Origin of the sequence: Symmachiella dynata, from assembly GCF_007747995.1 — a bacterium.
Classification (GTDB): Bacteria; Planctomycetota; Planctomycetia; order Planctomycetales; family Planctomycetaceae; genus Symmachiella; species Symmachiella dynata.
Genome location: NZ_CP036276.1, coordinates 1,150,348 through 1,176,937 on the forward strand (window position 1 = coordinate 1,150,348; position 26,590 = coordinate 1,176,937).

Below are 26,590 nucleotides of genomic sequence, written 5' to 3' on the forward strand. Positions count from 1 at the left end.
AATATGGCATCTGTGGAGTAAAGATCATACTTTACAGGCAAGGCCCTGACGATCTGATTTTAAGAGAATCCGTAATCTTCTGGTGGTGAAGGCATAATGTCCCACAGCGGCAACCAATCCATTGTTCCCGGCATTTCCCTGGATGCGGCGGGGCAGGCGACCGTAGATCCGGTGTTGGCTGATTTGCTGTTTGATTTAGCAATCCAACTCGAAGAACCGACGAATCAGCCGGTTGATGTCGAGCATGTTTTGGCGGCGATTATTTTAGCGGCTCGCCAGGGTGAGCTTGACGCCAACAGGCCGCTCACCGCTGATGCAGAGTTGGTCGCGGTTTTGGTGAAGCATGTGAAAACCATATTTTCCGTTTACGATGGCAAAGTCGGCAGAGACGACTAACGACACAAGTAGGCAAGGAAGCTTAAATAGAAATGACCGACAACACGTTCTTACCCGGTCCCAGGGAAAACACGGTGAAGTCTGCGAATGGGGATGTCCTCACGGTTCCCGCAGGCTGGGCATTACTTTTGCCCGGTGATGCTGCTTTGACTCGTCGTGTAAAGACCGCTGGAGAGCATTGGATCATACAAGAGAAGAAAGGCCGAAAAGTTTTCTCGCGCGGCGTCTGGGCTCCGGCGGACACGATCGAGCGAATTCGTGCCGATCTCGAAACAGAACGCTCCACTGAGGCGTATGCCAAACGAAAATTGGCAAGCGCTCGCCGCCGCGAGAAAACGCAAACGGAATATGTCGATGAATTCTTCGAGGCCGTTGTCGTCTTCCTCGACTTCCATTCCGATCACGCCGAGCTTGCGCAGCAGATGGCACGGGCCATCACTCAACACACCACACCGGTGGGAAGCGGCACGGTGGCTCGTACAAAGCGTATTCCAATAGAACAACGGGCCGAAGCAGCCGTCATTGCTTGGATGCGGCACCAAACCACCGCCTACGACTCCATGCCAATCCCACGCGTCAAAGGCAAACGACGTGAAGTGCGACGCATGCTCGCACAGCATTCCAAAGGCATCTTGAGTCAGTATCGGCGCGGCGAGTTCATCTCAGAGGATTGTCCGCTACAGCGAGCTTTGGCAGAAATCACAACCGGAGAAAAAACACCATGAATACAGGCCGCTACCGCCACTACAAAGGCAATGACTACATCGTTATCGGAGTCGCCAAACATAGCGAAACCGAAGAAGAGTTGGTCATATACCGGCAGGATTACGGCGAACACGGACTTTGGGTGCGTCCCAAGAAGATGTTTCTGGAGACCGTTGAAGTCGCTGGGAAGCAAGTCGCTCGTTTTGCGTTCGTGGGCAACGACGAACCTTAACCGGCCTTCAGCTGTGCTGTCTGATTTTTAAGCCCTGAGTATTTTTAATGGGAATGTCCCGATGTCTGATCAAGCACTCCGAGACCACGCGATCTATCTGCTCAACGGCGGTGGTGCGCATTTGCACTTTGAAAAGGCGATTGCCGATTTGCCTGCGGACCTCCGTGGTGCCAAAATTCAAGGTGTCTCCCACACTCCCTGGCGACTGCTGGAGCATCTGCGGATTGCTCAATGGGACATTCTGGAGTTTTCACGCAATCCCGATCACGTCTCGCCCGATTTTCCCACAGGATATTGGCCCACAGGCGATGCCCCGCCAGGCTCCGGGGCTTGGGATGAGACCGTGGCGAAAATCAAATCCGATTTGCAAGAGATGATCGACCTCGTCGCTAATCCGACGACCGATCTGTTTGCGGTGATTCCTCATGGCAGTGGGCAAACGATTTTGCGTGAAGCCCTGTTGGTGGCTGATCACAACGCTTACCACTTGGGCCAGTTGGTCGTGATTCGCCAGGCGTTGGGCGCTTGGCCGGATTGAAATCACTTTAAAAACAGCACGGTACGCTTGCGCTCATTTCAAGCTTCAACCTTGTTTGCCGTGCTGACTTCTATTTGAGCTTCCAGGACTTTTTGCCGACGGACCTTGCGAACGACGACGCGAACTTGTTCCCGTTCGAGTGTCTCGCCTCCCTGAACCGCGCGGCCAAGATGGCCAATGATCCATTCATTCAGACTGCGTGCTCCCTGCTGCGGCAAATCGTTGGTCAGGTCGATGTTGGACAACTCCGCAAGATGGTTGAGCGTGATGCCGCCCCCGACCACCCATCCACTGCCTGTGGGGACAACATGAGCCGGAAGCCGGTCGTATTCATCTTCGATCTCACCCACGAGTTCCTCGATCATATCTTCCAGTGTGACCATGCCCACGACATGCATTGCCTCGTCACGAACCAGCGCAATGTGGCGGTGATCTTTGATGATCGTTTCTAAACAGGAGGAGGCGGGAGTGGTTTCCTCGAAGCTCGTGATGGTCCTCACGATGGCCCGCAATGATCGGTCATTGGGCGACAATCGCATATGTGCAACAATATCCTTGAAATTGACGTAACCGATGATTGCCTGCGGGTCGTCGGTTCGTTCCGTCACGGGAAACCGCGTGTGCATGTCGAGATGAGCAGCGACCAAACAGTCACTGATTGACGCATTGACGTCGAGCATACTAATACTGCCGGCCGGGAGCATGATGTCTCTCACAAGACGTTGGGACAATGCAGTCGCTCCATGAATAATTTTTTCCTCCTGGGCACCGATTTGTCGAGACCAGCGGGCTAGCGTGGCGCTCGCATGCAATTCTTGGAGTTCGGGAGACTCCGTACTGACTTGGTCGTCGATCTTGGATTGCCAATGCCGTTGCCCCAGCTTCATCAGCCAATTGACCGCCATCTCTAAAAACCGAACCACCGGCCAGACGCTCCAGGAAAACCATTTGATCGCATTCGACATCCGCAAGCAGACCCACTCTTTGTTGCGAATGGCAAAGACCTTGGGAATCAACTCGCCGAAGATGATTGTGGCAACGGTCAAGGGGACAACCACTGCCGTGATCGCCAAGAATTCCGCAGCTCCGACCGATATCTGAAACGTTTCTCGCAGCTGCGGGGCAAATGTCTCGGCGGCACCCGCGCCGCCCGTAGCTGCTGCAATGGCGCCGACCAGCGTGATGCCCAACTGGACTGTCGCCAAACTCGATTCCATGTTCTCCTTCATGTAGAACGCAGCTTTCGCCCCCGCTCGTTTGTCCTGCAGTAAAACCTGCAAGCGAGACAAAGAGACGGAGGCCAGCGCAATCTCATAGCCTGCAAAGATCCCGTTGACTGCAATCATGCACAGCACGATGATCAATTCCACCCCCCACATCCCGTTCTCCTTCGTCAGCGATATTGCGTCTGAGCGTTTCTGGTCGTTGCTTCGATCTAATTTGAGCTTGCCACCATTGTGGAGGGGAATTGTAGACAGCACCCCGCTGCAGAGAGAAGGGATGCCAGAGTCGCAACAGTAACAAGCGGAGCGTCTGACCAGCTCAGGGTGACTGTGGCACAAACCGAAGGCTTGTGCAGATGTCTAAATCGAAGTCCTCATGCCAGTCAATGTGCATGATTTCCGCCGATTAACCACGCCTCGTGAACGCGCTTTCACGAGGCGTGGTTCGCATTTTGCATAGAACCCGTTCCAAAGCCCGGTTGCACTTGTTCTCGAAACTTCCAGTTCAACGTTCGAGAGACGCCTCCGCGGGTTTTAAGCGACTTTTAAAAAATGCCCGGTTTTTTCATCACTCGCCCCTGACAGGCGAGTAGAATTTCTTTCAACGTGTATTGGATACATTCTCACTGTATAATATCCGCCTGTCTGATTGAGCATTCGAAATTCATCGAAGTTCCCAGCTAGGCGTTGCATCACAACATTTCTCGGTGCTATGGCGATCGCGTATCTGCCCATCAAACGCAACTTGGGTGGCTACCTTGGCTGATCTCGGCCAGCGGTCCACACGAACCAAAATCAATCTCGACTCAAGTCACCGCGTCCAATTCGATCGGCTGAATCTCTTCGGCCGCTCAGCGGAGCCATACCTCTCTATGTTCATCTGGAGATCACACTGATGAAACAAACTGCATTACTTCTGGGAATATTGATTGTCTGCAGTCGGCTAAACTGGGCTGACGATAGCACCAACAACAAATCGCCCGCTGAGGGGAAAACCGCTCCGGCAACCGAGGGGACTTTGGACACCACCCCAGACGAAATGGACCCTACCGAGGCGGCTATCCGTGAACAACTTCGCGCTTATGTGACGGTCTTCAACAAGCATGATGCAGCCGATGTGGCAAAGTATTGGTCGGCGGACGGAGTTTCGATCGACCTGGAAACGGATGAACGAACGGAGGGGCGGGAAAGTCTGCAGCAGGAATTTGCTGAGTTTTTTAAACAATATCCGCAAGCGCGGTTGTCGGGACACGCTGATACAGTGCGGATGGTCCGGCCGGATGTCGCACTGGTCGAAGGGCAAGTGACCCTGGTCACCGGCGAAGGTGACCCCATCGAGTCGTCTTACACGGCCCTGTTGGTCAAGGAACAAGACCGTTGGCTGATTAACAGCTCACAGGAACGCGATTTACCCCAGCCAGCGACGTCGTATGATGCTCTGAAAGAGTTGGAGTGGCTCGTCGGAACTTGGCAGGACGATGTCGAGAACGCGAGCGTGATCACAACAGTGCGCTGGTCGGAGAGTCGCGCCTTTCTGATCCGTTCCTTCAACGTTCAACATGATGATGGCGATTCGCTCAGCGGAACACAGGTCATTGGCTGGGATCCGCTGAACAAACAAATCCGTTCCTGGACATTTCACTCAGATGGTTCTTTCGGTGAGGGGTTCGCTTCGAAGAACGACAAAGACTGGATGATCAAGATGTCGCACGTTCATGGCGACGGGCGGGTGTCATCTGGAACACAGGTGATTACGCGCGTGGATGATGACACGCTCAGCGTGCAAACGATCGGGGAGACGATCGACGGCGAGTTGGTGCCGGCTTCGGATCCGGTGACGGTCGTCCGAATCGAGGATGCGGATGCCGCGGCGGACGAAGTTGAAGCCACAGATAAAGGAGAATCGCCATGAACCGCTTTTCGACTTTCACAGCCATTGTGGTCATTCTGTTGTTGGTGCCGGGCGAGAGTTTTGCCATCGGCAATCGCGGTGGTGGCCGCAAAGGCGGAGCCCAGAAGGGAGGAGGGCAGAGGTCCGGAGGGCGTGCGCGTCCTCAGAGAGGATCGCGACAGAAGCCCCGTACCAGTGCGCCGAAACGGTCCTCCTCGCGTCCAACTAGAAAACCCTCTTCAGCAAGTCGGTCAAAAAATCGTCCGCAAGTCAAGCGGCCGTCATCACGGCCCAATCGCACCCGGCCGAGCGGGGGTTTGAAACCGTCATCGCGCCCCAGAGGTGGCTCCCGACCGAATCGGCCACAGCGGCCCACAACTCGTCCCGGTTCAAGTCGACCGAACATCGCTTCGCGGCCCAGCAACAAACGCCCCGGAACGAATCGCCCCAACATCAATCGACCTTCAAAGCGGCCTTCAACGCGGCCTTCAACGCGACCCAGTGTGCCTGGGCTCGCTGGCGGACGTCGGCCGGGAAGCGGCAATCGCCCATCGACCAGTCGACCGAATCGGCCCAATCGACCTGGGGGCGACGCTGGTTCAGGGCTTGCCAATCGTCCCAACATCAACCGTCCCGGCGGCAGTAATCGGCCCGGTGGTAATCGCCCCGGTGGAAATCGCCCCGGCAGCGGGCGGCCGTCTCCTGGGGATCTTGGTGGATTTCTAGGGATGCAGCGTCCGGTGACACTTCCCGGTTATTCTGGAAATCGGCCGGGAGGCAATCGTCCTGGCAATAGGCCGGGCAATAAGCCGAACCGACCGGGCGACCGTCCGAACCGTCCCGGCAATGGAGATCGCCCGGGTTCTGGCCGTCCCAACCGACCCGGGGATCGCCCCAACCGTCCGGGAGAAGGGAATCGTCCAGGCAACCGACCCAACCGACCGGGCCATCGCCCGAACCGCCCCGGCAATCGCCCTGATTTTGCGGACCGCCATCGGCCGGGATACCGTGACCGCAATCGTTGGAACAACAACAAGATCATCAATAACCGTCCACGCTGGGCGAACATTGATAACAGCACGAATATCAATATTCATAACCGATGGAACAACGCATTTGTCAATTCCAACCGTGGGAACTGGTGGAACGCATCGGGCAACCGTCGCGGCTACTGGAATGGTTGGGGCAATGGTGTTCGCAATAACTGGCGGGGTTATGGCTATCAAGGGAATTGGTTTGGCAACGGTTGGTGGGATAACCATTATCACGACCTGGGCGGTTGGCATTACCACAACTGGAACCACAACTACGGTTGGAATCATTGGTGGACGGTCCCCGCTTGGGGAGCGTTGACGAATTGGTTTACATGGTCGGCACCAGTTACGGCATGGTCGCAACCGGTGTATTACGACTATGGCGCCGGCGGCAACGTCACCTATCAAGACAATTCGGTTTATATCGGTGGAACCGAAGTGGCGACAGCCGATGAATTCGCGGCCAGTGCGATGGATTTAGCAACGGTCGCACCTCCAGAATCGGAAGAAGAGGCAGAGGCGACAGAGTGGATGCCGTTGGGCACCTTTGCCGTATCGATGAATGAAAAGGATGTGCAACCGAGCTTGACCATGCAGTTGGCGGTCAACCGCGACGGCATTATCAGCGGAACGCTCTACAACATCGACACCGACCAAGCACAGACGGTCCAAGGAAAAGTCGATAAGGAAACGCAGCGGGCCGCATTTCGTATCGGCGACAATGAAGACATCGTCGCCGAAACGGGGCTTTACAATCTCACGCAAGAAGAAGCTCCCTTGCTCATACACTTTGGCACTGAGCGCGTGGAGAATTATTTGTTAGTACGATTGGAGCAGCCAGAATAGAAGAACGTTTGACAGTCAAAATCACAGCCGCATCACACAAATTCCGCACAATCTGTTCCAGTATTCTAGCCTCATGTGGCTAGAATACTGGCGGTTGGTATCGCCGACCATTCCTCAGAAAATGAGCTTGGCCGACGATTCCACGCAGACAAGAAAACGCCCGGAAAAAGCTTTGCGGACGAACACGATTCGGCGCATAATGACAGCATCAATCTCAACCAGATTTGGAGTTGGTCAGGAGGAAGGTTATTTGTGTCAGTGGTTCGGCGTTATTCTGCTGGCGGTATCCCAGACATCACAATGGGGCAAGGCTTTTTTGAATTTATCGACACCAACTCGCGTGGCTTGGGGGTCGCATAGATCTAGTAATTCAAGTTTGTCCAGCCCTCGGAGATGCTTAAGCCCAGCGTCGCTGACCTGGGTGCCAGTGAGGTCTAAATCTTCAAGGTAGATCAACTCTCCGAGATGTTCAAGAAGAGTATCGCTGACCTGTGCTTTGGTTAAATCAACTTCGTACACCCTTGTAAATATCCACAAATACTCATCATCCACTGCATCGGGAATCCAAAAAGGACGAACGATATTTGATCCTGTATCTCCACCAAGTTTTTCAACCTCAGTAATCACCACTTGATTGCGATGATACGGCACCCACACCATCAATGCTCCACCACAAACCAACAACACCACAGCAATGAGCACCAGCGTGCCCGTGCGTGGCAGTCGACTTTTGTTGGCGGTTTTGGTCATCATGTTCACTAATCTGACGCGTTGGGGTTTGCGTTCGGTCTTCCTTTGCGTGTTCACATTTACGTCCGTCATTGTTTTGAGACCGCGCGGGTGCAATGAGTTGAAGAGTTATCGATCTGAGGACGTATTTGGCTGGTCTTTTTTAGAACCGATCTTCATTCGTCGCAACAACTTGGTCGTCTCACCGGGTGCAATATCGGCGGCTATCGGAAGATGCGTTTCGGTAAGAATGTAATCATCATGCCAGATACCGATACGCAGATCGCCTTCAGGTAGATTGGGGAGTATGGCAATCCCTTGCTTGTCTGTCTTGGCGGCGAAACCAAAGCGCTCCGCCCACTTCCATCCCTGTTTTCGGCGAATGGTCGAGTTCTCTTTGTAATCGATGTTTATTTCATTTTTCGAATCAACGTTCGCGAACGCCGGAATGATCTGTAGATTTTCAGCAGTCCAATTGAAAATTAGATTGGACGTAACCTTCGCCGCCACAATCGGATTGTTCTGCTCATCGGTAACTTGGACGACGCATCGGCCAGTCTGCTCCATATCGATCTCAACCGGCGTCTCCTGATCGAGCACATGCGATCTTGGTCGGCGCACCCAACCTTCAGCTGTGCCCTGGGAGATCGGTCGTCCATTTATCGCAGGGTTTGCGGAAATATATCCGTCACAGATGGCCAATAAACGAACCTCCGGGCTCGGTGGCAAATTCTCGAAAGTGAACGTGCCGTCGGCGGCAATCTCAGTGGAATCGTGCCAATTCAACATTTCGGAGTCGGAGGGTGGTCGCGTCTCTCCCGGCAAGATCGGTGGTACGTCCGCAAATACGACGCCATTACGAATTGGTCGTGGTACGGATTCATCAAGCGCGCCTTTCAATCGTGTCGCTGGTCTTAAGAGTAAGTTTTCCGAGAAGTCGGTATTCAATTCGACATCAATTTCAATGACATCACTAAAATAGATCGAACCTTTCTCAGCGAAATGAACGGCACGCAGAAAGGTCGTTTCGGGAGGAAACCTCTTCGAGGTAAGTGTTCCCCCATCCGCCTTTTCCCACTGTAAGTCGAAAGGGCGAATTGTTGGTAATGTTATAAAGCTTCTTGGATTTTGGATAATCCGACTACTTGTCATCACTTGGAAGTTATTGACCGGTTGTTGGTTTGGCACTAGATGAGCGGTGAACTTGCCTGTCGCTCCTCGCAGAAGCACTTTTTTGGAATGACTTCTGCCCAAAATCAACAGCGTCTCCCCCAGCATCCTGGGATTCTGAGTGCTCGTAATAAATTCCGGGTGGTCAAAGCTGCATTTGACAAAATCAGCTTCCACGTCTTCTTCAAGATATTTCGGAACAATCAATTCCGCCACACCGTTATCGTTGGTCGTTGCGGGGACGATCTTCCCATGCAATTCTGGTTTCCAACGCGAGTGAATACGCGACTCTTCGTTAAACATTCCATGCGGTGTGACAACGACGCCGGCAATCGGCTGATTATCTTCGTCGACAAGTGTGAATTTGAATGTCGCCTGATCGATCTTCTCCAGCGGGGCTACGACTGCATCTCTTTTCGGCGTGGCCTTTTTCTCGTCAGTTCCGATCGAGGGCGGAGAAGCAACGGGCGCTTCGACTTGTCCTAGAGCATCAACCGCTACAGGATTCACAACAACGGTAAATACCAAAAAACTGTTCGATAACATCTTTAGCACGACATCATGCTCCCTTATGCACCCGTGACCTGCGGTGTTTTATTATTCAGCAGTTTGCCCCAACGCTCGTTTCCTTAAAGGTGAATAGGTATTTGAATGGCGCGTGTTGAATTTATCATCCCAGCCCTGGTGCGTTATCGATCAATGGCATTTTCTTCAACGTCGTCACCAGCATCCAAATCCGTCGACAGTCCGCCAGCGGTCTCTGCCGATGCATCCTCTGGATTCGTTTCGTGCGTCTGTTGCTGCGCTAGGTCGTCTTCAGTTGCTTCGGCAATGCGTTGTAGTCGTGCGAGCACGTTGGCGGAATTCTCCCACCAGTCTTTGGACAACACGATGGCGATGCGCCAACCGAAAGCCCGGAGGAGGTTGGGTTTCATCAGATCCCGTTCGAGCAGATCGGTCTGCTGGTAATAGTCGGCGGTATCGACCAGGATTCCCAATCGATAGCAAACGTCTCCCTCGCGGCGAATTGCCAGGTCGCAACGGAATTGTGATTGCCCTACCGCGAAGTCGATTTCATAGCCTTGTGCACGCAAGGCGGCTTCCAGTTGGTTGATGACGGCATTCCGCGCTAACTGGCGATCGTCGTTGCCGGCGCGTGCCAGCGACATCGCCTGCAGGACGCGCTGCGCTCCCACTGCATCGCCGGAGGAACTCCGTTCGGCGTATTGCAGATAGTTTTTGAGGCAATTCGCCCCGTCGTTGTAGTCGTTGGTGATCGCTGAGGAACGAATGGAGCTGACCAGCGCCATGTGATGTTTCGCACGCGAGAACGCCACATTCAGCCGTTTTTCCCCACCAGACTGGTTAATGGGGCCGAAGTTCATCCGCATCTTGCCAGATTCGTTTGGGGCGTAGCAGACACTCATAATGATGACGTCTCGCTCATCGCCCTGAATGTTTTCCAGGTTTTTCACCAGTAAGCCGGCGAATTGGTCGTCCTCTTCACGCTCCAGTTCGGATTCATAGTGTTCCCGAAATGTACGGTCCTCCTCAGCCAGGCGATCGAGCGCCGCTTCGATTTCACCCTGCTGTGCTTCGGAAAACGCAACGACTCCGATCGTGGGATGTGCAGCGGATTGCAGCAGTGTGCGAACCAGCTCGGCAATATACTCCGCTTCTGCTCGATTACGGCGTCCCTGATAAACACCGTGCTGCATGAAATGAAAACTCACAGGCCGCTTCAAAAGTTCAGCGGCGTTGGCGTCGCCGTCTTCCGATGAGGCGGCGATCAATTCCTGGCGACCGAGTGGCGCGAGTTCTTCTTCCGGCACCGTCAACAGTCGGCCGCTGTAAAATGCCCAGTTGGAAAAGCTAATGAGCGATTCTGACCGGCTGCGGTAGTGCCAGCGCAACATGCGGGAAGGCAGGTTGCGCGCCGCATGGTTGAGGAAGCTGTTACTCTCTAAATCATACTCGACCATTTCGCCGTCTTCCTCAAACGTCAATTGTTCATCATCGTCTGAGTTGCGGGCGGAGAAGAAATTCGTCGGGGGCAGTTGCATTTCATCACCGACGACAATTGCCTGTGTCGCTCGGAACAGCGATGGCACGGCTTCTTCGAGCAAAATTTGACTGGCCTCGTCGAAAATGACGACGTTGAAGTGATCTGTATCCAATGGCAGCGTATCGGAAACACTCAAGGGGCTCATCAACCAGATTGGTTTCAGATCCTTGACTACCATCCCCGACTCACCAGCCACTAATTCGCGAATCGGCTTATAGCGCATCGATTTACCGAACTCATGCTCCAACTCGCGGCGACCACGGGCATACTCCTTTTTGAAAGGCTTCTGCTCAGGCGTCAACTGTGCAGCCGGCAATGTCGAGATTTTGGTGTGCTCCAAAAACCGTGCCCGCACTCGGTCACAGAGCACTCGCGCGTTGATCTGTTGCCAGTCCGTCATGAGTCGGTCAAGTTGTTGGACGTGCCGTGCCTGGAGGCTGCCGCCGAATTTGGCAAAACTTCGCTCTTTCCGCAGCACGTCTTCAAAACTGCACAGGGCAGAAGCCGCCTCCAATTCCTCGACGGTCCAATTATTCGCACGTAATGCAGTGGCAATTTCTCGCGGTAATCTCACAAGTTCGCGGGCGCACTCCAGATAGTCCGGTAAGTCGTCCAGGGCATTCTCAAATTCGTTCAATACTGTGAGCAGGTCAGTCGGCGAGATCGTCTTGTAGTCAGTCAGGAAGCGGTCCAGTTGATCGGGAAGCCGTTCCGCTGCCGGCGCGAGGTCCGCGAGCATCGCAATGCGGGTATCCGCATCATTCGCATCGATCAAGAATTGATGTGCCGTCTGCACGTGCTCCGGTTGTGATTCGACGAATTGCGAGAACTGCGAAATCCTTTTTACGAATTCGGTGAACGAACCCTCAACTCGGAATTCCTTCGCTAGTTGTGCGTCGGCCTCATGCACTGCTTGCTCTGCCGCATATTCGCCTTCCAACCATTCCAGAACCTGCACATACGTCGGCGATAGGACATGCGACTTGAAGTCGTAACAACGGTTTAACACCGACCGCAGTTTCCACCATCCCGGTTTGAAAAACCGCAAATGATCGCCGTCGTAGAGTTGGGCGCGTTGTAGGACTGTCGAGACTTCATTAGCAGGCAGCTTCTGCTTCCAGTGCGCTGCTGATTCGCGCTGCTTCTCTAATTTACGGCGGAGTTTGTTGAACCGACGTTTTCCTTTAGCGAAATCGCTCGCAACTTGACTTCCCTCCTGCAAGAGAGCCGAGGCGTTTTGCCGGGCCAAAAAACTAACTTGCGATGCGCAGCGTATAATGTCGAGCGACTTAGTACAGGTATCGCAACTGGTTGCCGGAAGGCCAGTTTCGGCAATTGCTCGAACGATTTTCTGTAGCGAATCAATCACCGGCGGCAAACATTGGGAAACGTACTCAATGGGCCGATCGGCATTCAGGACGGCATCGTTGATCAACCGCAACGGATACCGCGCCAGTACCCCGTCAGGCTGAACAATTCGCAGCAGTTGGTCAACTTGTTGCAATTCCTCGCGGGCATTATACACATGAGAAAAATCTGGAATGCCTTCACGCGACCGTGAAGAGAATTCCGGCAATTGTTGTTTCAGCTCGATCAGACGTTCCAACAATTCCCGGATTTCGGTCCCCACCGCTGGAGGGCGAGCGGTCATTGTGGATTGAACTTCTTCAAGCGGCGCAAGTTCCCGTTTGATTTGTTTTAAAATCTGCTGACGTTTGCGTTCCACATTCGCAGTTTTACCTGTGGAATCGGCCAGAAACTCCTCATAGGTCCGTTTGAGATCCATCACAAATTCTTTTTTGTCCGCCTGCGAGTCGTGGATCAGGCAGGAGAGGCGGTCCAGCCCCTTTTGGCGCAGCCGATGATAGACGACGTCGATGGCGGCCCGTTTTTCACAAACGAACAGAACGCGCTCCCCGCGCGCGACATAATCCGCAATGAGATTGGTAATGGTTTGCGATTTCCCGGTCCCGGGCGGTCCCTGAATGATGTAACTGCTGCCGGTGCGCGACTCGGCAATTGCCGCCGCTTGTGTGGGATCGCACGGAACGACGTGATACCGTTCGGGCAATTCCAGCGGCGCAGTTTCGTCATCCTCAACGGGGCGCGGCGAGAGCGAAAAGGTGGCATCGAATGACGGATTGAGTGGGTTTTCTTCTAGGAGTGCTCGGTAGTCGCGGACCAGCGACATCTTCCGGTACTTGAAATTGCCCAGCGTCACGCTGCACAAATCGAACTCCCAGGCGTACGGGTTTCCCTCGCCCCCCTCGCGCAGGGAAAACAGCGTCTTGCGTTTTTCTGTCGCAGGCGGGGCCTGTGGCGGGGCCGCGTAATTCCGACGGACGGACGATTCATCGATGATGACTTCCAGTCGTGTGGGCGCGGGACGGATGCGGTCGTTATAGAGTTGTAGACCCAAGGGGTGATAGTTGGCCGGATCGTAACTGTAATCGAGGTCAAGAAACCGTCGCACACTCCGTCCGGCAAGTCGCACGCGCCGTCGATATTGGTCCAGCCGACGTTGCGCTTTGTCATGAATGAGGTCGATTCGCGGCCGGTCGATTTTTTGCAGGCTGACCGCCGGCTCGCTCGCTTCGATTTCGCGAGCCAAAAACGTATGCAAATCATCCAGCGACGAGTTTTCGAGATCGATCCTCTCCGGCAGTTCGATGTTGTACAACTGCTGAAACAGATGCCGTACAACCGGGTTGATTTCCGCAGCGGAATCGAGCGACTTGAGGTGAAACGTGTCCCGGACACCCTTCTTCTTGGTTAGTTCCACCGGTACCAGCACCAATGGCGATTCATACTCGACCGGGGGAGTTTCTTTGAGGTTTGACCACCGCAGAAAACAGGCGACGAGCCGCAATTGCGCAAACCCGTATTCGTTCTTGTCACGTTGCGCATCGAGCCGAATATGATCCAGCAGGCTGGGCAAGTAGAGCGCCTCATGGAAATTCAGATGTTTGTTGAGCGAAAGGCCTTTTCCTGAAGCGATACGTTTCTGAATGTCTTTGTTCCAGACCAGGATCTGATCGGAGCGAATCCGCTCTACGTCGAACGACAAGGGAACCGAAGCGTGCGTCAAATTGACCGTGTGCATTGTCGCCCGGAAGTGCAGCAGTCGGTTGCGCCGAGAAATATCAAGCAGCCGCTCCTGTAGCTTGGATAACACGATCTGCTGCTTGCCATGGAGGTCTTGCTTCCCAAAGTCCGCCACACGTGCCAGTTCGACGTCGAAATCGATATCCTGGTCACGATAGTTTTCCAAGGCATTCAAAAGAGCAGGGAGGTTCTGCGGTCGGCGATGGCGGTCCAGTTCGGTCATCCGCAGGATGGCGCGTGCGAGCACCGGATGCAGCCCCGACTGAATGGCAAACAGGTTGCCACGCTGTTCCACGAATGCGGCGAACTCATCATCTTCATTCAGGTTCAACCCACACGCAATGCTCGCCAGTATTAATCCCAGACTGAAGACATCGGTCAGCGGATCGTGATGGTCAATCAGGTGCTCCCAGCTCACATATCCCTGCAGATAAACTGGACGCTGAATCTCCTCGTCCCTTTTACCAATCTGCAAATTCACAATGCGGTCGTGATTCTCGTCGTCAGCGGACTCGACCCGCGCTTCGTGGACAATCTCAACGGCAGAAGTGTCACGGCGACTCAGCTTGCGCAGCGCAGCCTGATTGTACGTTGGCGACTGCAACCGCGACTCTTCAAACCAGATTCTCCCACTATCGACTTGCAGATCGGCGAGCCCTTCCAGGGGGGCAACCTGTCCCGCTTCGTGCGCGGCGACCACCTGTCGCAGCAGTGGCAAAAAGCTCGCTAAGGTGTCTTCAGTCGTGAAGCCCCCCTCGGCCAACCGCGACTGCAGGAACTCGTCGAACGACGTCATGATGCCTCGCTCTCTTGTGCTGCCTGGTCCACAATGGTTTTGGCATCGCGGCGGAGCTTGGCCAGTTGTTTCTTGCCGATTCCTAATTCTTTGTGCACGATTTCCCCAAAGCGGCTGTCCATCTGTAATCGTTCAGTCAAGCGAAGGGCCGCTGCCAATGGGGCTTCATCAAGTTCGCGGTCCGTGGTGACGAAATCGAGCAACACGTAGCAATAGTAATCACGCAGTGGTGCATCGTGGGTCTGGAGGTCAGCGGAAAGTTGCTCATCGATCTGCGACTCCACTGGTGGTTCATATCCGTCGAAAAATAGCCGTGCATGGCCCAGCAGCTTATCGGTCTGTAACCACGCGCTGGATAGAAATGCATCGACCAGTCGTCGCGTGAATCGGTCGATGCGACTTTGCGCGAGCAGGTCGAGCTCGTTGAGTGCGAGTGGTCCTTCGATCATGCGACGGATCTCCTTCTCAACACCCGTCGATTGTTCGTCCCACAATTGGAGCGCTCTTGTGCGAATGTAACATTCCGGATGCGTCCTCTCCGCGGTTTTTGAAGACTCACTGCCGGCAATTTCTTCGGCCTGTTTCAGGTAGCTTTCCGCATTGACTTCTCGCACACTGGTTTCGGTTTTTACCAACGTACTGATCGTCGGCAGCAGTTCGCCACAAGCGATCCGCGCTCCGCGATCACAAAAGATTTCGGCGTAGAGTCGAAACAGTCGATGACTTTCCGACTGTGGCGAACCTTGTGGACCATCGTTGGTCAAAGCGGCGAGAATCTCGTCGGCAACGAAGAACTTCCCGTCCCAGCCTGTCCAGAAAATGTAATGCGAAAGTTCATGGCCAAATAGGGCTCGCAACTCGACATCGTCGAGCACTTCCGCTATCGATCCGTGCAGCACGATATGAACTTCGCCGGGGAGAAAAGTCAGATGGGCGTTCAATCCATTCACGGACCGCTGAGCGTGATACAGTGTGATGGGAACATCAAGTCCGAGCTGCTGCGCAGCCTCATGCGCCAAATCCTGCAATCTTGGCGTCGTCTGATCATCCACGCGATAGGCCGACTTCAGCAATTCCAGTCTCACCGCGTCGATGTGGTCTTTTCCCAAACAGTTCGCAGCAAACCACTGCCAAAGTTCGGCCTGCTCGTTCTGAAGATACGCAGCAACTTCAGTATGATAGGCAGGAACGTTTAAGGTGTCGGGAATCTCAAGCATGTGGCGCGGCTGACAGGAATGATCTGGTCCGTTCAATCAGATACCAGCACGGTGCATCGTTCAATTCAGAACAGGCTCTGTGTGCGTCAATCGACACTCGTGAGAAAGAGGGTGAAATCGACGGGAAGTATACAGGAGATGATTCGGGCACTGTAGCGGTTCACCCAGAGTATCAAGGGACTTCAGGATCGACAATTGAAAATGACTTGAAAATGAACTGACGTTGAGACTCTTCGATTGAGGTTCGCTTGGTGAAATTTGCAAGACTTGGAAAGGCTTTGGTCGATAACAGATGTTCTCATGACGGTGAACAAGTTATGCCTTTCCGATCGACGCAGTGGCTGTCGAACGAACTGGTCGTCATTTCTTGCTGTTCTTCTTGTTACGCTTTTTGCCGCGACCTTCCGGGATGCCCTCCACATTCACTGTTGGGAACGACTTCGCCAATTCGGCTTTAACGTCGGCGTACTGCTCGTCGGCGGCGAGGTTTTTCCATTCCAGCGGGTCAGCATCGTGGTCATACAGTTCTTCGCCACCATCCTCATACCGAATATACCGCCAACGTTCGCTGCGGGCGGCGTGGTTGTTGCGGCCGTGTGTGGTGACGGCGGGACGCGTCCAATCGGCTGCTGGGATTTTTGAGTAACGGTTGCAGACTTTCCCCTTCGAGGACCTCGGGCTGATCCAAGCCGCACAGATCGCACAACGTGGGATAGATGTCGAGCAAACTCACGGTCCGTTGGCAGCGGCCGCCAGGCTGCGTGATGCCCGGTGCGGTGATCATCATCGTCACGCGAGTCGCTTCTTCCCACAGGGCGAATTTGCGCCAGTGATGCTTTTCCCCCAAATGCCAACCATGATCACTCCACAGGACAATGATCGTATTCTCAGCGTGTCCACTCGCATCGAGTGCATCCAGCAACCGCCCGACCTGCGCATCGGTAAAAGTAATGCTGGCCAAGTAGCCTTGTACGGCCTTTTTCCAATTGTTCGTGCGGGTCACATTGCGATGATCGCGCAGCCTGGCAAATTTCTTGCCAACTGCCGGTACGTCATCCAGATCATCGTCGAGCACCTTGGGCAAACGGATCGAATCGAGCGGGTATTGATCGAAATATTTCTGCGGGGCGTACCAGGGCAAGTGCGGCCGAAACAAACCGACCGCCAGGAAAAAGGGTTGGGGCTGTTTCTGTTTGAGGAAATCGATGCCCCAAGAGGTAACGACTGCATCGGACATCTCTTTATCGTCGACCTGCACCGGTCCCCAATCGAAATGGCTCGTTTTAGCGATCCCGTTTGCGGGGCGTTTTTCCGGATGCGGATCCTGCGGCCGCTTAAAATATTCGTGCCACGACGGCCGGTCGGGAAAACGGCCGTGATAGATCTTGCCGCCACCCCAGACACGATAGCCGGCCGCTTGAAACTGTTGCGGCAACGTCACCGCATCGGGCAGCGCGCGGCGCCATGGTTGCGAATTCTGGTACACGCCCGAGGTCGAGGGGCGGATGCCGGTCAGCAAACTGGCCCGCGAGGGATTGCAGGCCGGAGCTGAGCAATAGGCCCGCGTGAATAACACACCGCGACCCGCCAGCCGATCGAGGTTCGGCGTTTCGATTCCCGGATAACCGCCGAGCGCTCCGGTCCAGTCATTGAGATCATCGACAGCAATAAACAACACGTTCGGTTTTTCAGCGGCGGGCAAAGTGTTGCTGCCCAGCAAGACTAGTAGGGCGCCAGCCGAAATTCCCAGCGCGCACCGCAGCATCAATCGATTTGTCATAACCGGTATCCTGTTCAGGAAAGACAACCATGTTCCCGTTTGGCCCGCGGGCAAGACCGCCTCCAGGATACCCCGTACTCTCGCTCGTTGCCAGAATCAATTGCTAAGACGCTGCGGTTCATTCATCGACGAGCGATATCGATTCTAAAACCGCCGGATCAGCGGCGAGTTCGAGACGTCCCGTTCACTCTCAACCTGCGTCACGTCCGCCCGACTTTGGTCGCATTTGGTTTGGCGTCCACTCGGTCGATGCGTCATAACTCTCCTGACAACGACTCAGTAGTATGATTCAACAGCACAAGCCGGCTCTAGAACACGCCCGTAGCTACAGTTGCAACTGCAGCTCGCTCGCAACTCACCTGCGTTATTTCGATGAGCAGATGCTTGCGCTGTATCAGGGAGTTATAAAACCTGTCAGCTGTTGAGCAATTCGTGGAGCACGCGGCCGTTGGCGACGAGTGGCATGGGGCGACCCGCACGGCCGGGGATCGTGGTGTGTTCATCGATACCGACAAGGTGGTACATCGTCGCCAAGACATCCATCGGGCTGACTGGATTGTTTTGAACATAGCCTGCTTGGGAGTCACTGCTTCCCAGAACTTGCCCCGGGTTCAATCCGGCGCCAGAAAGCAAATTACAATAAGCATTCGACCAATGATCACGCCCCGGTGTTTTGGCACGTTCGATAATTTTCGGAGTGCGGCCATGTTCAGTCAGGACTAAAACTAACGTTTCGTCAAGCAGTCCCCGTTCCTCTAGGTCGATAATCAGTGCACTCAGCGCGCTATCCAGACCGGGCAGCAACTCGTTATTCAGACGTTTGTATAGGTTGAAGTGTGTGTCCCATGCCGTGTTGACGACCTTATATTCGTCCCAGAAAATAGAAACAACACGTCCACCGGCTTCTAGTAGCCGGCGTCCCGCGAGAACAGCTTGGCCGAACAGGTTCATGCCGTAGCGTTCGCGACGAGACATCGGTTCGCGCGATATATCGAGTGCCTCGCGAATCTCCTGTGACCGCAGCAGTGACCAAGCCATTTGTTGGTGTCGGCTAAGACTAGCGATAGCTTGCGATTCCTCAACAGTGCGGCGTTGCGACTCCAGTTGGCCTAGCAACGACTTCCGCTTGTTGAGCCGATCAAGGGTCAATCCAGGTTGTTGTTGTGCCGCACCTGAAACGGAAAACTTCAGCTCTGGTTTTACGCTGACAAACGGATCCTTCTCTTTTGTGCTACCGACACCAAAAACCCCGACCCGTTCAACCTCGCGTTTGGCCTCTCCATCAAATTCGGTATACACGGGGTCATATCCGCGACCCAGAAAACCGCCGTATGGCCCCGAACGTTGAAACAGTGGATTGAATTTGCTGAACCGAAATGGCAAGGCAAGATTGCGCGGGATCCCAGGCGAGAGTGCGTCCGGCGACCGGCGTTCTGCCAAATAATCCAGAACACTTCCAAAGAACGGATGATGCCGTGTATCCAAAGGGTGCGTCTCACTCTGGAAATCAACAGCAGGGTGCCCTGTTAATGTAAAGACATTTGAGTGATTGTTGTTGTCATGCGTCATGGACCGAATCAACGTCAAGCGGTCCATGATGCGTGCAGTTTGGGGGAGATGCTCGCTGATGCGAACGGTGGGGATCGCTGTCTGAATCGCTTTGTGTTCCCCACGGACTTCAGCAGCGGCGTCTGGTTTGGGATCAAATGTTTCCAGCTGTGAGGCCGCTCCGGCCAGATACAACAGGATGACGCGCTTTGCTTGCCCAAAGGTTGCTGCGCGTTGCACAGCTTTGGCTTGAGCGGTGGGTTCTCCCAGAAGTTGCGAGAGCGTCAACGCCCCTAGGCCGCAGGAACCGATGTTCAACACATCACGTCGGTTGACGCCGCGACAGAGTCGCTTTTGGGATCCCAGGATTCTCAGCATGAGGAGACGTCCGCTTGATCGGAATGGAGACACATTTCCGTCTTCGATGTTGTTTCAATATACTTAAAACTACCTCACGATGCCAACAGATTTTATAATGAAACCATCCTCGTATTTCGGCTCAAACCTCGCTGGGAGTATCTGTCATGTCAAAATCCTTTACGCTTCTAAGCGCTTTGCTCGTGCTCTGGTTCACAAACGCTTTGAATGCGGAGGATTTTGCCATTCGAGATGGCGAGACTGTCGGCTTTTTGGGGGATAGTATCACTGCAGCAAGGACATACGGAAAGCACATCGAAAAATTCACACTCTTGCGCTATCCGGAGCGGGAAGTGCATTTCATCAATTTGGGGAGAGGTGGTGACACAGCAGCGGGTGGCCTCAAGCGGCTTGAGCGGGATGTGTTTGATAATGGCGTGACTCTGCTAACCGTTGCGTATGGCGTCAACGATATCGGTTGGGGGGCCAAGGCGGATGACGAACACCGGCAATTGTATCTCGATTCGATTCGCAAAATCGTTGCGGCTTGCAAGAAACGAGGCGTCCGGGTTTATATTTGTTCGGCAGCAATCACCGCGGGACATCCTGACAAGACCAAGAATGATTTTCTCCAACAGATGTGCGATGCGGGATTGGCCATTGCCCGAGATGAGGGGGCAGGGACCATTGATATTCAGCGGACCATGCGAGACATCCAGCGGTCGGTTCTTACCGCGAATGAGTCTCTTCCAGTTGAGAAGCATGAATCGTTGCACGTTGCCGACGGCATTCACCTGAATGACTTGGGGCAAATGGCGATGGCCTATGCGATTTTGAAGGGATTGGGAGCGCCGGCTGATGTCTCATCCTGTGTCATCGATGCCGCGGCTGGTCAGGTTCTAGAAACAAACGGTTGTCAAATCTCTGAGGTCACTGCTGCTGACGATACCATAACCTTCACGCGCCTGGATCGAGGCCTGCCGTACAACAGCGGCGCGTTCGCGACCTTGAAGTATCGCTACGTGCCCATGAATCAAATCAACCAATATCGACTGACGGTGCGGAATCTCAATCCCGGCAAGTACAAGCTCACGGTTTCCGGACGAGAAATCGGCATCTGGCGCGCAGGCGAATTCGCCAAGGGGCTTAATATCGCTTCCACAACTCCGGATGCTTGGCAGCCAGGCGGTCCTTGGGATGCGCAAGCGACTGTGTTGAAGTCTCTCACTGAGGCAAGGTACGAAGTCGATTTAGCCCACTTGCACGCGAAGCGGTCGCTGCCCGAGACTCCGTTGCTAGATTCGCTGACCAACCAAGCAGAACATGCCAATCAGGAAATTGAAGAAATGCAGCGATTTGTCGCCAAACCGCGACCGTATCAGTTTGTCCTGACCCGCGAAGCGGATGAGACGACAATTGCATCCCCACTAGAAAATCAGGTGTTTCAACGGCATGCCCGCAACGCGGGTCGGATCCTCATTCGGGGGAGGACCACGAGGGATGTGGATCAGGTCCAGGTTCGTTTTCGTGGGCAGCCGTTACAAGGAGAAGTTCCGGGTGAGTGGCAGTCGATCAAGTTCAATCGCGAGGACGGGGTATTCCAGAAATCACTGGAGTTTCCCGCCGGGGGGTGGTTTTCAATGGATCTCAAGCTGACCAAGGCAGGCCAAACCGTCGCACAGCAAACTGTCGACAAGTTCGGCGTCGGCGAGGTTTTTGTTGGGGCAGGGCAGTCCAACTCGACTAACTCGGGACAGTTCAAGACAAAACAAACGACCGGCATGGTCTCCTCCTTTAGTGGAGAGCATTGGCAGATCGCCGATGACCCTCAACCGGGAGTCGCAGACCGTTCACAGGGAGGGAGCTATTTCCCAGCGTTTGGTGATGCTCTGTATGAGGCGTATCAGGTTCCGATCGGTATCGCAGCCACAGGATATGGAGGGACGAGCGTCAATGCCTGGCAGCCAAAGGATGAAGGGCTATTTCGCTGGATGATGACACGTATCGATCAACTCGGTCCGCATGGATTTCGGGCGATTCTTTGGCACCAGGGAGAAAGCGATGTGGAAATGCCCAGTGACGAGTACTACGACAAACTCAAGCGTGTGATCGACACGAGTCGTGATGAAGCGGGTTGGAACATTCCGTGGCTCGTCGCCCAGGTCTCGTATCACAATCCCGATGCGCCTTCATTTAAAACAACACGTACGGCGCAAGCAAAATTGTGGGCCGAGGGCGTGGCCCTGGAAGGGCCGGATACGGACACACTGACAGGTGATCATCGTGACTTAGATGGAAAAGGAATCCACTTCAGCCCCAAAGGTCTCAAAGCACATGGGCTGCTGTGGAGCGAACAGGTCAAACCATTGATTGATAAGGCCATCCAATAGTTATCGTTTGTTCATCAACATGAAGTTGTTGTAGTCATTATATTCGCCGTAAGGGCTTACTTACATCGCTTCGTACGGCAAGCAAAGTCAAAAGTCGGCAAGGATAGTTGCGTCTCTGCCGCACCTAAAAAACTACTTCATCTGCTGAATCCACTCGCGGAGTAACTCCACCCCCTCTTCATCAATGACGCTTGAGCCAATGTGGGGCATGCGTCCGATTTTAAGCAAGCTCATGCGATGTGTGAGCAGTGAGCGGTCCGGGTGGCCGGGGGCGATGAGGCGCGCGTCTTTAATGCCGTAGTGGCCTCGTTCAGGCGTGGCATCAATGAGTCCAGCTTTGCTGAGTGGCAAATCGGCCAGCAACTGAAAATCGGTGAGACCTCCCCCCCAGAGTCGATGGCAGTGCGAGCAGTTGGCGTGGAGATAAGACCGCGCCCGGTCGTTGATACTTTGGGTATGGTCGTGATAGTCGGCCAGTCGAGGAAGAGCCTCCGGAGACTGGGGAAGCGGCTTGGCGAAAACTCCCCACTCTTCGAGTTGTGCAAGCTGATTCCGTGGTTGGCCATCGCCGTAATCGTGCAGCCGGTTCATTTGCAGTGTGTTGACACCGAGTGCATATTTGGCAGCCATCGTATGGCAGAGCGTGCATTCGGCCCGGCTGGGGAAGTGCCAAGTCTGCTGCCTCACTCCCCCGGGGGCGTTTTTATCCTGAATGTTCAGTACACGGTCCGCTCCTTGTGCATCGAGCAAAACAGCATCGGTCTGAGCGTCATTCCAGACGTAGGTGTAGCCTCGCCAAAACTGTGCCCCGTACCGCTCGCGATCGCCCGGCATGCTTTTGAAATGCAGGAGACGCGTCTCCAATCGGCGTGTGGATAAGGGATTGCCGGCTTCCATTTCCAGCGAAAATGTTTTGACAAGCACCGTTCCATCGGGAAATCGCCAGCCGGGGGGTGGCGCGGGATAAGTGACGTCGTCGAAGAGAATTTGTGAATCGCCGGGCCTGGCGATAAATCGTTCCTTGCTGGCTCCATCCGACCAGAGTGGAGCATTGACCGAGTAAGGAATCAGCCCCGGCTGTGGAATGTGGTCGGTGGTGGAAACAAACAGGCCGGTCTCACTGAGCAAACGAGGGAATGTTGGCTCGTCCTCATCAGGCAGTGGCGCCGGGACCAACCGTTGGAGTGTGCCGCTCACATGGTCGACGACAAGCACTTCGCCTTGCTTGTTTTGAGCGAAGGCGACAATCCGGAATTGCGTGTCGGCCAGTTGACGTGGCTTCGTGGGCTGACCACCCACGAGTCGCACACTCCAGATCTTGCCCGTGTCGTAATCACCATAGATGTAACAGCCATGCAGGTCGGCCGGTTCGGCTGCTTCCCAAATGTATCCCCCGGTGATGGAACGTGATTCGCTGTGAGGATGTTCGAGCAACGGCGGCTGTATCGGTGTCGGTCCCAGCTGGCGGTCCGGTTTGAAATCATGGGTTCCCTCTTTGATGCTCCAACCGTAGTTGCCACCCGGTTGAACGAGCTCGATCATCTCCCACAAATCCTGACCAACATCCCCCGCCCAGAGATGGCCCTCGCCGTCAAAGCTGAACTTCCAAACGTTGCGATGTCCATAAGAATAGACTTCCGGACAGGCATCGGGCGTATTGATAAAAGGATTGTCTGCCGGAATAGCATAAGGCTTGTCCCCTGCGGAACGATCGACGTCGATGCGGAGGATGGAAGCGAGAAAATCGTCGATGCGCTGACCGGTCAAGTGCCAATCGGCCCAGCCACTGCCATCACCGGTAGAAACATACAACAGGCCATCGGGACCAAACCGGACACAGCCGCCGTTGTGCCCTCCGGCTAGCCAAGACAGCAGGACGACTTCTGACAGCGGCTTGGCATGAAAACGATCATCGGCTGAAGTTTCGAATCGCGACAGCCGGGTCCCATCCTCAGCCCCCTCTTTCACGATGGAGACAACAAACAAGCGGCCATTGTTCACAAAGTCCGGATGCGCGGCGGCCCCGTAAATAGTCCGCTCAAGATCCATCAACAGCTTGGGCTTGGCATCGGGAGTGTCTGCAAACGTGAACAGTTTGCCGTTCCGTTCGCAGAGCAGAAACCGGTTGGTCCCGGGAATCAGGCTGATTGCCAATGGCTCGTCAAACTTCAATTCTGGAAAAGCATTCTCCAGCTGATAGGGAAGCGGCGGGTCGGGTGTCCCGTGGATCCGAGAGGTGGTCCAGAGCGCACGATCACTTTTGGTTGAGGAGCCTTGCTCAGCAGTCAGGCTCTGGTCCCCGGTCAAGGAGACCAGGCCAATCAAGCCAAGAACTATTGGGAAAAAGTGCCGAGAGTCTCTCCCCAATCGTTGTTTTCTTTTTCCGAGCATTTGGTAATGCGTCCGAAAATGATATCGAAGCGGATTCCAGATGTAATAAAACTCTGTTCCCTCGCCAGCCAAGCCGGTTTTGACAGATGCCATGCATCGCTAAATGCAATGAGGCAGCGCGGCATGGAATGCTGGGGTCTAGATATCTGTTTTCGGGCGAGTGCGGAACGCATCAGGCGTCTGCTTTTGGGCCATCTGCTTGTCTCCCAACCGTTTGACTGCCGCTTCGGTCACCGCCGTTCCCTTCAGATTCAATTCGTGAATCACGTAGATATTCGAAACGCTGTCGAGCCCAGCATCCGTGATTTTTGTATTGCTGAGGTCCAGGAAAAAGACTTTTTGCAGAACCTCATCCTTGTCGAGCTGTGCTAACTGTTCATCCGTAATCGAGGAATCGGCTAGATTGAGTTCATAGACCGATTTCTCCTTGGCGACTTCGGCGATGGCGTTGAGCAACGCATCATCAAGTTCCGCACCACTCAGGTCAATAAACCAGCCGACACCGTTCAACCCATGCATGGAACGCTTTTCCATGACGGCTGAACCACCGGCATCGGCGATCATTTCGGAAAAAGCATTTCGTTTGTCCAGCATTTGCTGGTATTCGCTTTTGCCCTCAAATAGGCCGCAACCCGTCAACAGAAAGAATCCACTGGCGACAACCAGGCATTTTGCCCACCCAGCGCAACGTACCTGGGCATCTAAATCGAAGGACATCTGCAATCCTCTGCTAAAAATAATCTTGCCATGACATAGCCCGGGTATCCGGGCGTGTATCAATGTCGGGGTGCAAACAATGCATTGTTTGCACCCCGATTCTCTTAGCTTTTTGCAGGTGAGATGATTCCCACTTGCTGCGGTTTAATACTCCTGAGGCCTCCATGGCTTCGGGGTATTATTTCCAGCGAAAATTAGCAATACGTTTTAGAATTCGTTAACCACAAGACCATCGTTCATCGACCCAAGCAGGTGGTAAATTCCCACATCGTTCGAATCATTCGGGGAATCGTTCCACTGAATGCTGTCATTGATGAAGTGCACCGAACCGTCTCCCAACAAAAAGAAGGCACCGCCTTGGTGTTGGCTGCTAAACGCGATCTTCGGGTTGTCTACAGCGTTCGTGTCAGACGGGTCGAGGCTATGTTTGCCGGTATTCATTTGATACTCAGTCAAACCAGCCAGACACCAAACGTTCGTAATGCCCTCTTCGGATAACTCTTGACCGGCCCAAATACCCGCCCAGAATCCATCCTTTGAGCGGCGTTCGCCGACCATAATCGTATTTGATAGACCATCGCTGACATTTTTAATCGCAACCGTTCCACCGCCACTGGGGAAGATGCCATCGCCATCGCCCCGGTCTCCATTGCAAGCCATGTAGTTCGATTTTGCGAATGTTGTGTCAGTCGGAACCACCATCGTTCCAGATATCGGATCCGGGAAGGGGCGATTTTCATTAATCCCCTCGCCGATGTCCGAAGGACACAGAAAGGCGGGCAACGGACTGCGCAATCCCGTAAGACCCGCTGGATCATTGGCAGCTTGTTCAAACGTTTGATCGCCGATACCGAGTACTTTGTAGAGGTTGCCTTGGTCCAGATACGGCAGGATCATGACCGACCAAGCCCATTGACTGTTCAAACGAGAATCCCACACCGGTGGGTCTTCATCCAGGCCCGAAAAGTCATAGTAACTTGCGATCGGGAATACCTTGTGGACATCGTGATAGTTGTGCAGCGCCAAGCCAAGCTGTTTCAAATTGTTGCGACATTGCGTCCGCCGCGCCGCCTCCCGCGCCTGTTGCACCGCTGGCAACAGCAGAGCAATCAAGATCGCGATAATGGCAATAACTACCAATAGCTCGATCAGCGTAAAACCCTGACTCTTCCTCCGGACATTAGTACTCATACCAGCTCTCCAATTTTATGGGAAAAAGATAGGAAAATGTACCGTTGGCTGCGTCGCGTGGCGGATTCTGTGGTGCGAATTTATAAGGTGGTTGTCAATAGGAAAAACTCGAATCGCAATCCAGCTTAAAGCCATCGGGGATTCTCGCATAGTTTTTAAGCCCCGTCAAAGGATTTCTCTTGACAGCTAGAGAATTCTTGCAATGAACTTGCCCTCGAACCAGAGCGGAGCACGCAATTTGCGCCTCCTGCGCGCTTGATTTATGTGCA

18 protein-coding genes are annotated in these 26,590 nt (G+C 54.0%); 7 read left to right on the plus strand and 11 right to left on the minus strand.

Translation table 11 applies throughout. The features are described from left to right. The first annotated feature begins 96 nt into the window (after positions 1 to 96). From Mal52_RS04395 to Mal52_RS04410, 4 genes are all read left to right on the plus strand, one after another. Positions 97 to 396: a hypothetical protein gene (locus Mal52_RS04395; RefSeq protein WP_145374504.1), complete on the plus strand. Its 300-nt coding sequence runs from the start codon at positions 97 to 99 to the stop codon at positions 394 to 396. 32 nt (positions 397 to 428) lie between these two features. Next, positions 429 to 1,121, plus strand: coding sequence for a DUF2293 domain-containing protein (locus tag Mal52_RS04400; RefSeq protein WP_145374505.1), 693 nt, complete (start codon positions 429 to 431; stop codon positions 1,119 to 1,121). Further along, the gene (locus Mal52_RS04405; protein ID WP_145374506.1) at positions 1,118 to 1,333 is read left to right on the plus strand and encodes a DUF1653 domain-containing protein; all 216 of its coding nucleotides are present in this window, start codon (positions 1,118 to 1,120) and stop codon (positions 1,331 to 1,333) included. The genes Mal52_RS04400 and Mal52_RS04405 overlap by 4 nt, the downstream gene beginning before the upstream one ends. Positions 1,334 to 1,394: 61 nt before the next feature. After that, positions 1,395 to 1,871, plus strand: coding sequence for a DinB family protein (locus Mal52_RS04410; protein WP_145374507.1), 477 nt, complete (start codon positions 1,395 to 1,397; stop codon positions 1,869 to 1,871). Positions 1,872 to 1,909: 38 nt separating this feature from the next. On the opposite strand, the gene Mal52_RS04415 is transcribed toward Mal52_RS04410, so the two are convergent. Then, positions 1,910 to 3,250: a hemolysin family protein gene (locus Mal52_RS04415; RefSeq protein ID WP_145374508.1), complete on the minus strand. Its 1,341-nt coding sequence runs from the start codon at positions 3,248 to 3,250 to the stop codon at positions 1,910 to 1,912. A 739-nt stretch (positions 3,251 to 3,989) separates the two neighbouring features. Between Mal52_RS04415 and Mal52_RS04420 the strand changes: the two genes are divergently transcribed. Beyond that, entirely contained in the window at positions 3,990 to 5,006 is a 1,017-nt protein-coding gene (locus Mal52_RS04420) for a YybH family protein (protein ID WP_145374509.1), read from the plus strand. 142 nt (positions 5,007 to 5,148) lie between these two features. Here the strand turns inward: Mal52_RS04420 and Mal52_RS04425 are convergent, their stop codons facing one another. Next, complete coding sequence (locus Mal52_RS04425; RefSeq protein WP_145374510.1) at positions 5,149 to 5,610, minus strand: hypothetical protein; 462 nt, start codon at positions 5,608 to 5,610, stop codon at positions 5,149 to 5,151. Positions 5,611 to 5,713: 103 nt separating this feature from the next. Between Mal52_RS04425 and Mal52_RS04430 the strand changes: the two genes are divergently transcribed. Beyond that, positions 5,714 to 6,865, plus strand: coding sequence for a hypothetical protein (locus Mal52_RS04430; RefSeq protein ID WP_145374511.1), 1,152 nt, complete (start codon positions 5,714 to 5,716; stop codon positions 6,863 to 6,865). Between the two features lie 255 nt (positions 6,866 to 7,120). Here the strand turns inward: Mal52_RS04430 and Mal52_RS04435 are convergent, their stop codons facing one another. The 6 genes from Mal52_RS04435 to Mal52_RS04460 all read right to left on the minus strand — a co-directional run bounded on the left by Mal52_RS04435 (position 7,121) and on the right by Mal52_RS04460 (position 19,653). Next, complete coding sequence (locus tag Mal52_RS04435; protein ID WP_145374512.1) at positions 7,121 to 7,618, minus strand: hypothetical protein; 498 nt, start codon at positions 7,616 to 7,618, stop codon at positions 7,121 to 7,123. Between the two features lie 105 nt (positions 7,619 to 7,723). Then, complete coding sequence (locus Mal52_RS04440) at positions 7,724 to 9,319, minus strand: hypothetical protein (RefSeq protein ID WP_145374513.1); 1,596 nt, start codon at positions 9,317 to 9,319, stop codon at positions 7,724 to 7,726. A 134-nt stretch (positions 9,320 to 9,453) separates the two neighbouring features. Continuing rightward, positions 9,454 to 14,730: an AAA domain-containing protein gene (locus tag Mal52_RS04445; protein ID WP_145374514.1), complete on the minus strand. Its 5,277-nt coding sequence runs from the start codon at positions 14,728 to 14,730 to the stop codon at positions 9,454 to 9,456. After that, positions 14,727 to 15,947 (minus strand): M48 family metalloprotease, encoded by a 1,221-nt coding sequence (locus Mal52_RS04450; protein ID WP_145374515.1) that lies wholly within the window; start codon positions 15,945 to 15,947, stop codon positions 14,727 to 14,729. The genes Mal52_RS04445 and Mal52_RS04450 overlap by 4 nt, the downstream gene beginning before the upstream one ends. A 541-nt stretch (positions 15,948 to 16,488) precedes the next feature. After that, positions 16,489 to 17,727 (minus strand): sulfatase, encoded by a 1,239-nt coding sequence (locus Mal52_RS04455; RefSeq protein ID WP_197534655.1) that lies wholly within the window; start codon positions 17,725 to 17,727, stop codon positions 16,489 to 16,491. 414 nt (positions 17,728 to 18,141) lie between these two features. Then, positions 18,142 to 19,653, minus strand: coding sequence for a DUF1501 domain-containing protein (locus Mal52_RS04460; RefSeq protein ID WP_145374516.1), 1,512 nt, complete (start codon positions 19,651 to 19,653; stop codon positions 18,142 to 18,144). 146 nt (positions 19,654 to 19,799) lie between these two features. Between Mal52_RS04460 and Mal52_RS04465 the strand changes: the two genes are divergently transcribed. Then, entirely contained in the window at positions 19,800 to 22,022 is a 2,223-nt protein-coding gene (locus Mal52_RS04465; protein WP_145374517.1) for a sialate O-acetylesterase, read from the plus strand. Positions 22,023 to 22,154: 132 nt separating this feature from the next. Here the strand turns inward: Mal52_RS04465 and Mal52_RS04470 are convergent, their stop codons facing one another. From Mal52_RS04470 to Mal52_RS04480, 3 genes are all read right to left on the minus strand, one after another. After that, positions 22,155 to 24,506, minus strand: a complete 2,352-nt coding sequence (locus tag Mal52_RS04470) for a PQQ-dependent sugar dehydrogenase (protein WP_197534656.1) — start codon at positions 24,504 to 24,506, stop codon at positions 22,155 to 22,157. Positions 24,507 to 24,551: 45 nt separating this feature from the next. Next, positions 24,552 to 25,130, minus strand: a complete 579-nt coding sequence (locus Mal52_RS04475) for a leucine-rich repeat domain-containing protein (protein WP_145374518.1) — start codon at positions 25,128 to 25,130, stop codon at positions 24,552 to 24,554. A 207-nt stretch (positions 25,131 to 25,337) separates the two neighbouring features. Continuing rightward, positions 25,338 to 26,321, minus strand: a complete 984-nt coding sequence (locus Mal52_RS04480) for a DUF1559 domain-containing protein (protein WP_145374519.1) — start codon at positions 26,319 to 26,321, stop codon at positions 25,338 to 25,340. Positions 26,322 to 26,590: the final 269 nt, after the last annotated feature.

Excerpts from the sequence above, each read along its gene's own strand:
- Mal52_RS04475 (WP_145374518.1), bottom strand. The coding sequence starts at position 25,130 with ATGTCCTTCGATTTAGATGCCCAGGTACGTTGCGCTGGGTGGGCAAAA.
- Mal52_RS04455 (WP_197534655.1), bottom strand. The coding sequence starts at position 17,727 with ATGACAAATCGATTGATGCTGCGGTGCGCGCTGGGAATTTCGGCTGGC.
- Mal52_RS04400 (WP_145374505.1), top strand. The coding sequence starts at position 429 with ATGACCGACAACACGTTCTTACCCGGTCCCAGGGAAAACACGGTGAAG.
- Mal52_RS04450 (WP_145374515.1), bottom strand. The coding sequence starts at position 15,947 with ATGCTTGAGATTCCCGACACCTTAAACGTTCCTGCCTATCATACTGAA.
- Mal52_RS04405 (WP_145374506.1), top strand. The coding sequence starts at position 1,118 with ATGAATACAGGCCGCTACCGCCACTACAAAGGCAATGACTACATCGTT.
- Mal52_RS04445 (WP_145374514.1), bottom strand. The coding sequence starts at position 14,730 with ATGACGTCGTTCGACGAGTTCCTGCAGTCGCGGTTGGCCGAGGGGGGC.
- Mal52_RS04425 (WP_145374510.1), bottom strand. The coding sequence starts at position 5,610 with ATGTTGGGACGATTGGCAAGCCCTGAACCAGCGTCGCCCCCAGGTCGA.
- Mal52_RS04460 (WP_145374516.1), bottom strand. The coding sequence starts at position 19,653 with ATGCTGAGAATCCTGGGATCCCAAAAGCGACTCTGTCGCGGCGTCAAC.
- Mal52_RS04465 (WP_145374517.1), top strand. The coding sequence starts at position 19,800 with ATGTCAAAATCCTTTACGCTTCTAAGCGCTTTGCTCGTGCTCTGGTTC.
- Mal52_RS04470 (WP_197534656.1), bottom strand. The coding sequence starts at position 24,506 with ATGGCATCTGTCAAAACCGGCTTGGCTGGCGAGGGAACAGAGTTTTAT.
- Mal52_RS04420 (WP_145374509.1), top strand. The coding sequence starts at position 3,990 with ATGAAACAAACTGCATTACTTCTGGGAATATTGATTGTCTGCAGTCGG.
- Mal52_RS04415 (WP_145374508.1), bottom strand. The coding sequence starts at position 3,250 with ATGTGGGGGGTGGAATTGATCATCGTGCTGTGCATGATTGCAGTCAAC.
- Mal52_RS04480 (WP_145374519.1), bottom strand. The coding sequence starts at position 26,321 with ATGAGTACTAATGTCCGGAGGAAGAGTCAGGGTTTTACGCTGATCGAG.
- Mal52_RS04435 (WP_145374512.1), bottom strand. The coding sequence starts at position 7,618 with ATGATGACCAAAACCGCCAACAAAAGTCGACTGCCACGCACGGGCACG.
- Mal52_RS04410 (WP_145374507.1), top strand. The coding sequence starts at position 1,395 with ATGTCTGATCAAGCACTCCGAGACCACGCGATCTATCTGCTCAACGGC.
- Mal52_RS04430 (WP_145374511.1), top strand. The coding sequence starts at position 5,714 with ATGCAGCGTCCGGTGACACTTCCCGGTTATTCTGGAAATCGGCCGGGA.
- Mal52_RS04395 (WP_145374504.1), top strand. The coding sequence starts at position 97 with ATGTCCCACAGCGGCAACCAATCCATTGTTCCCGGCATTTCCCTGGAT.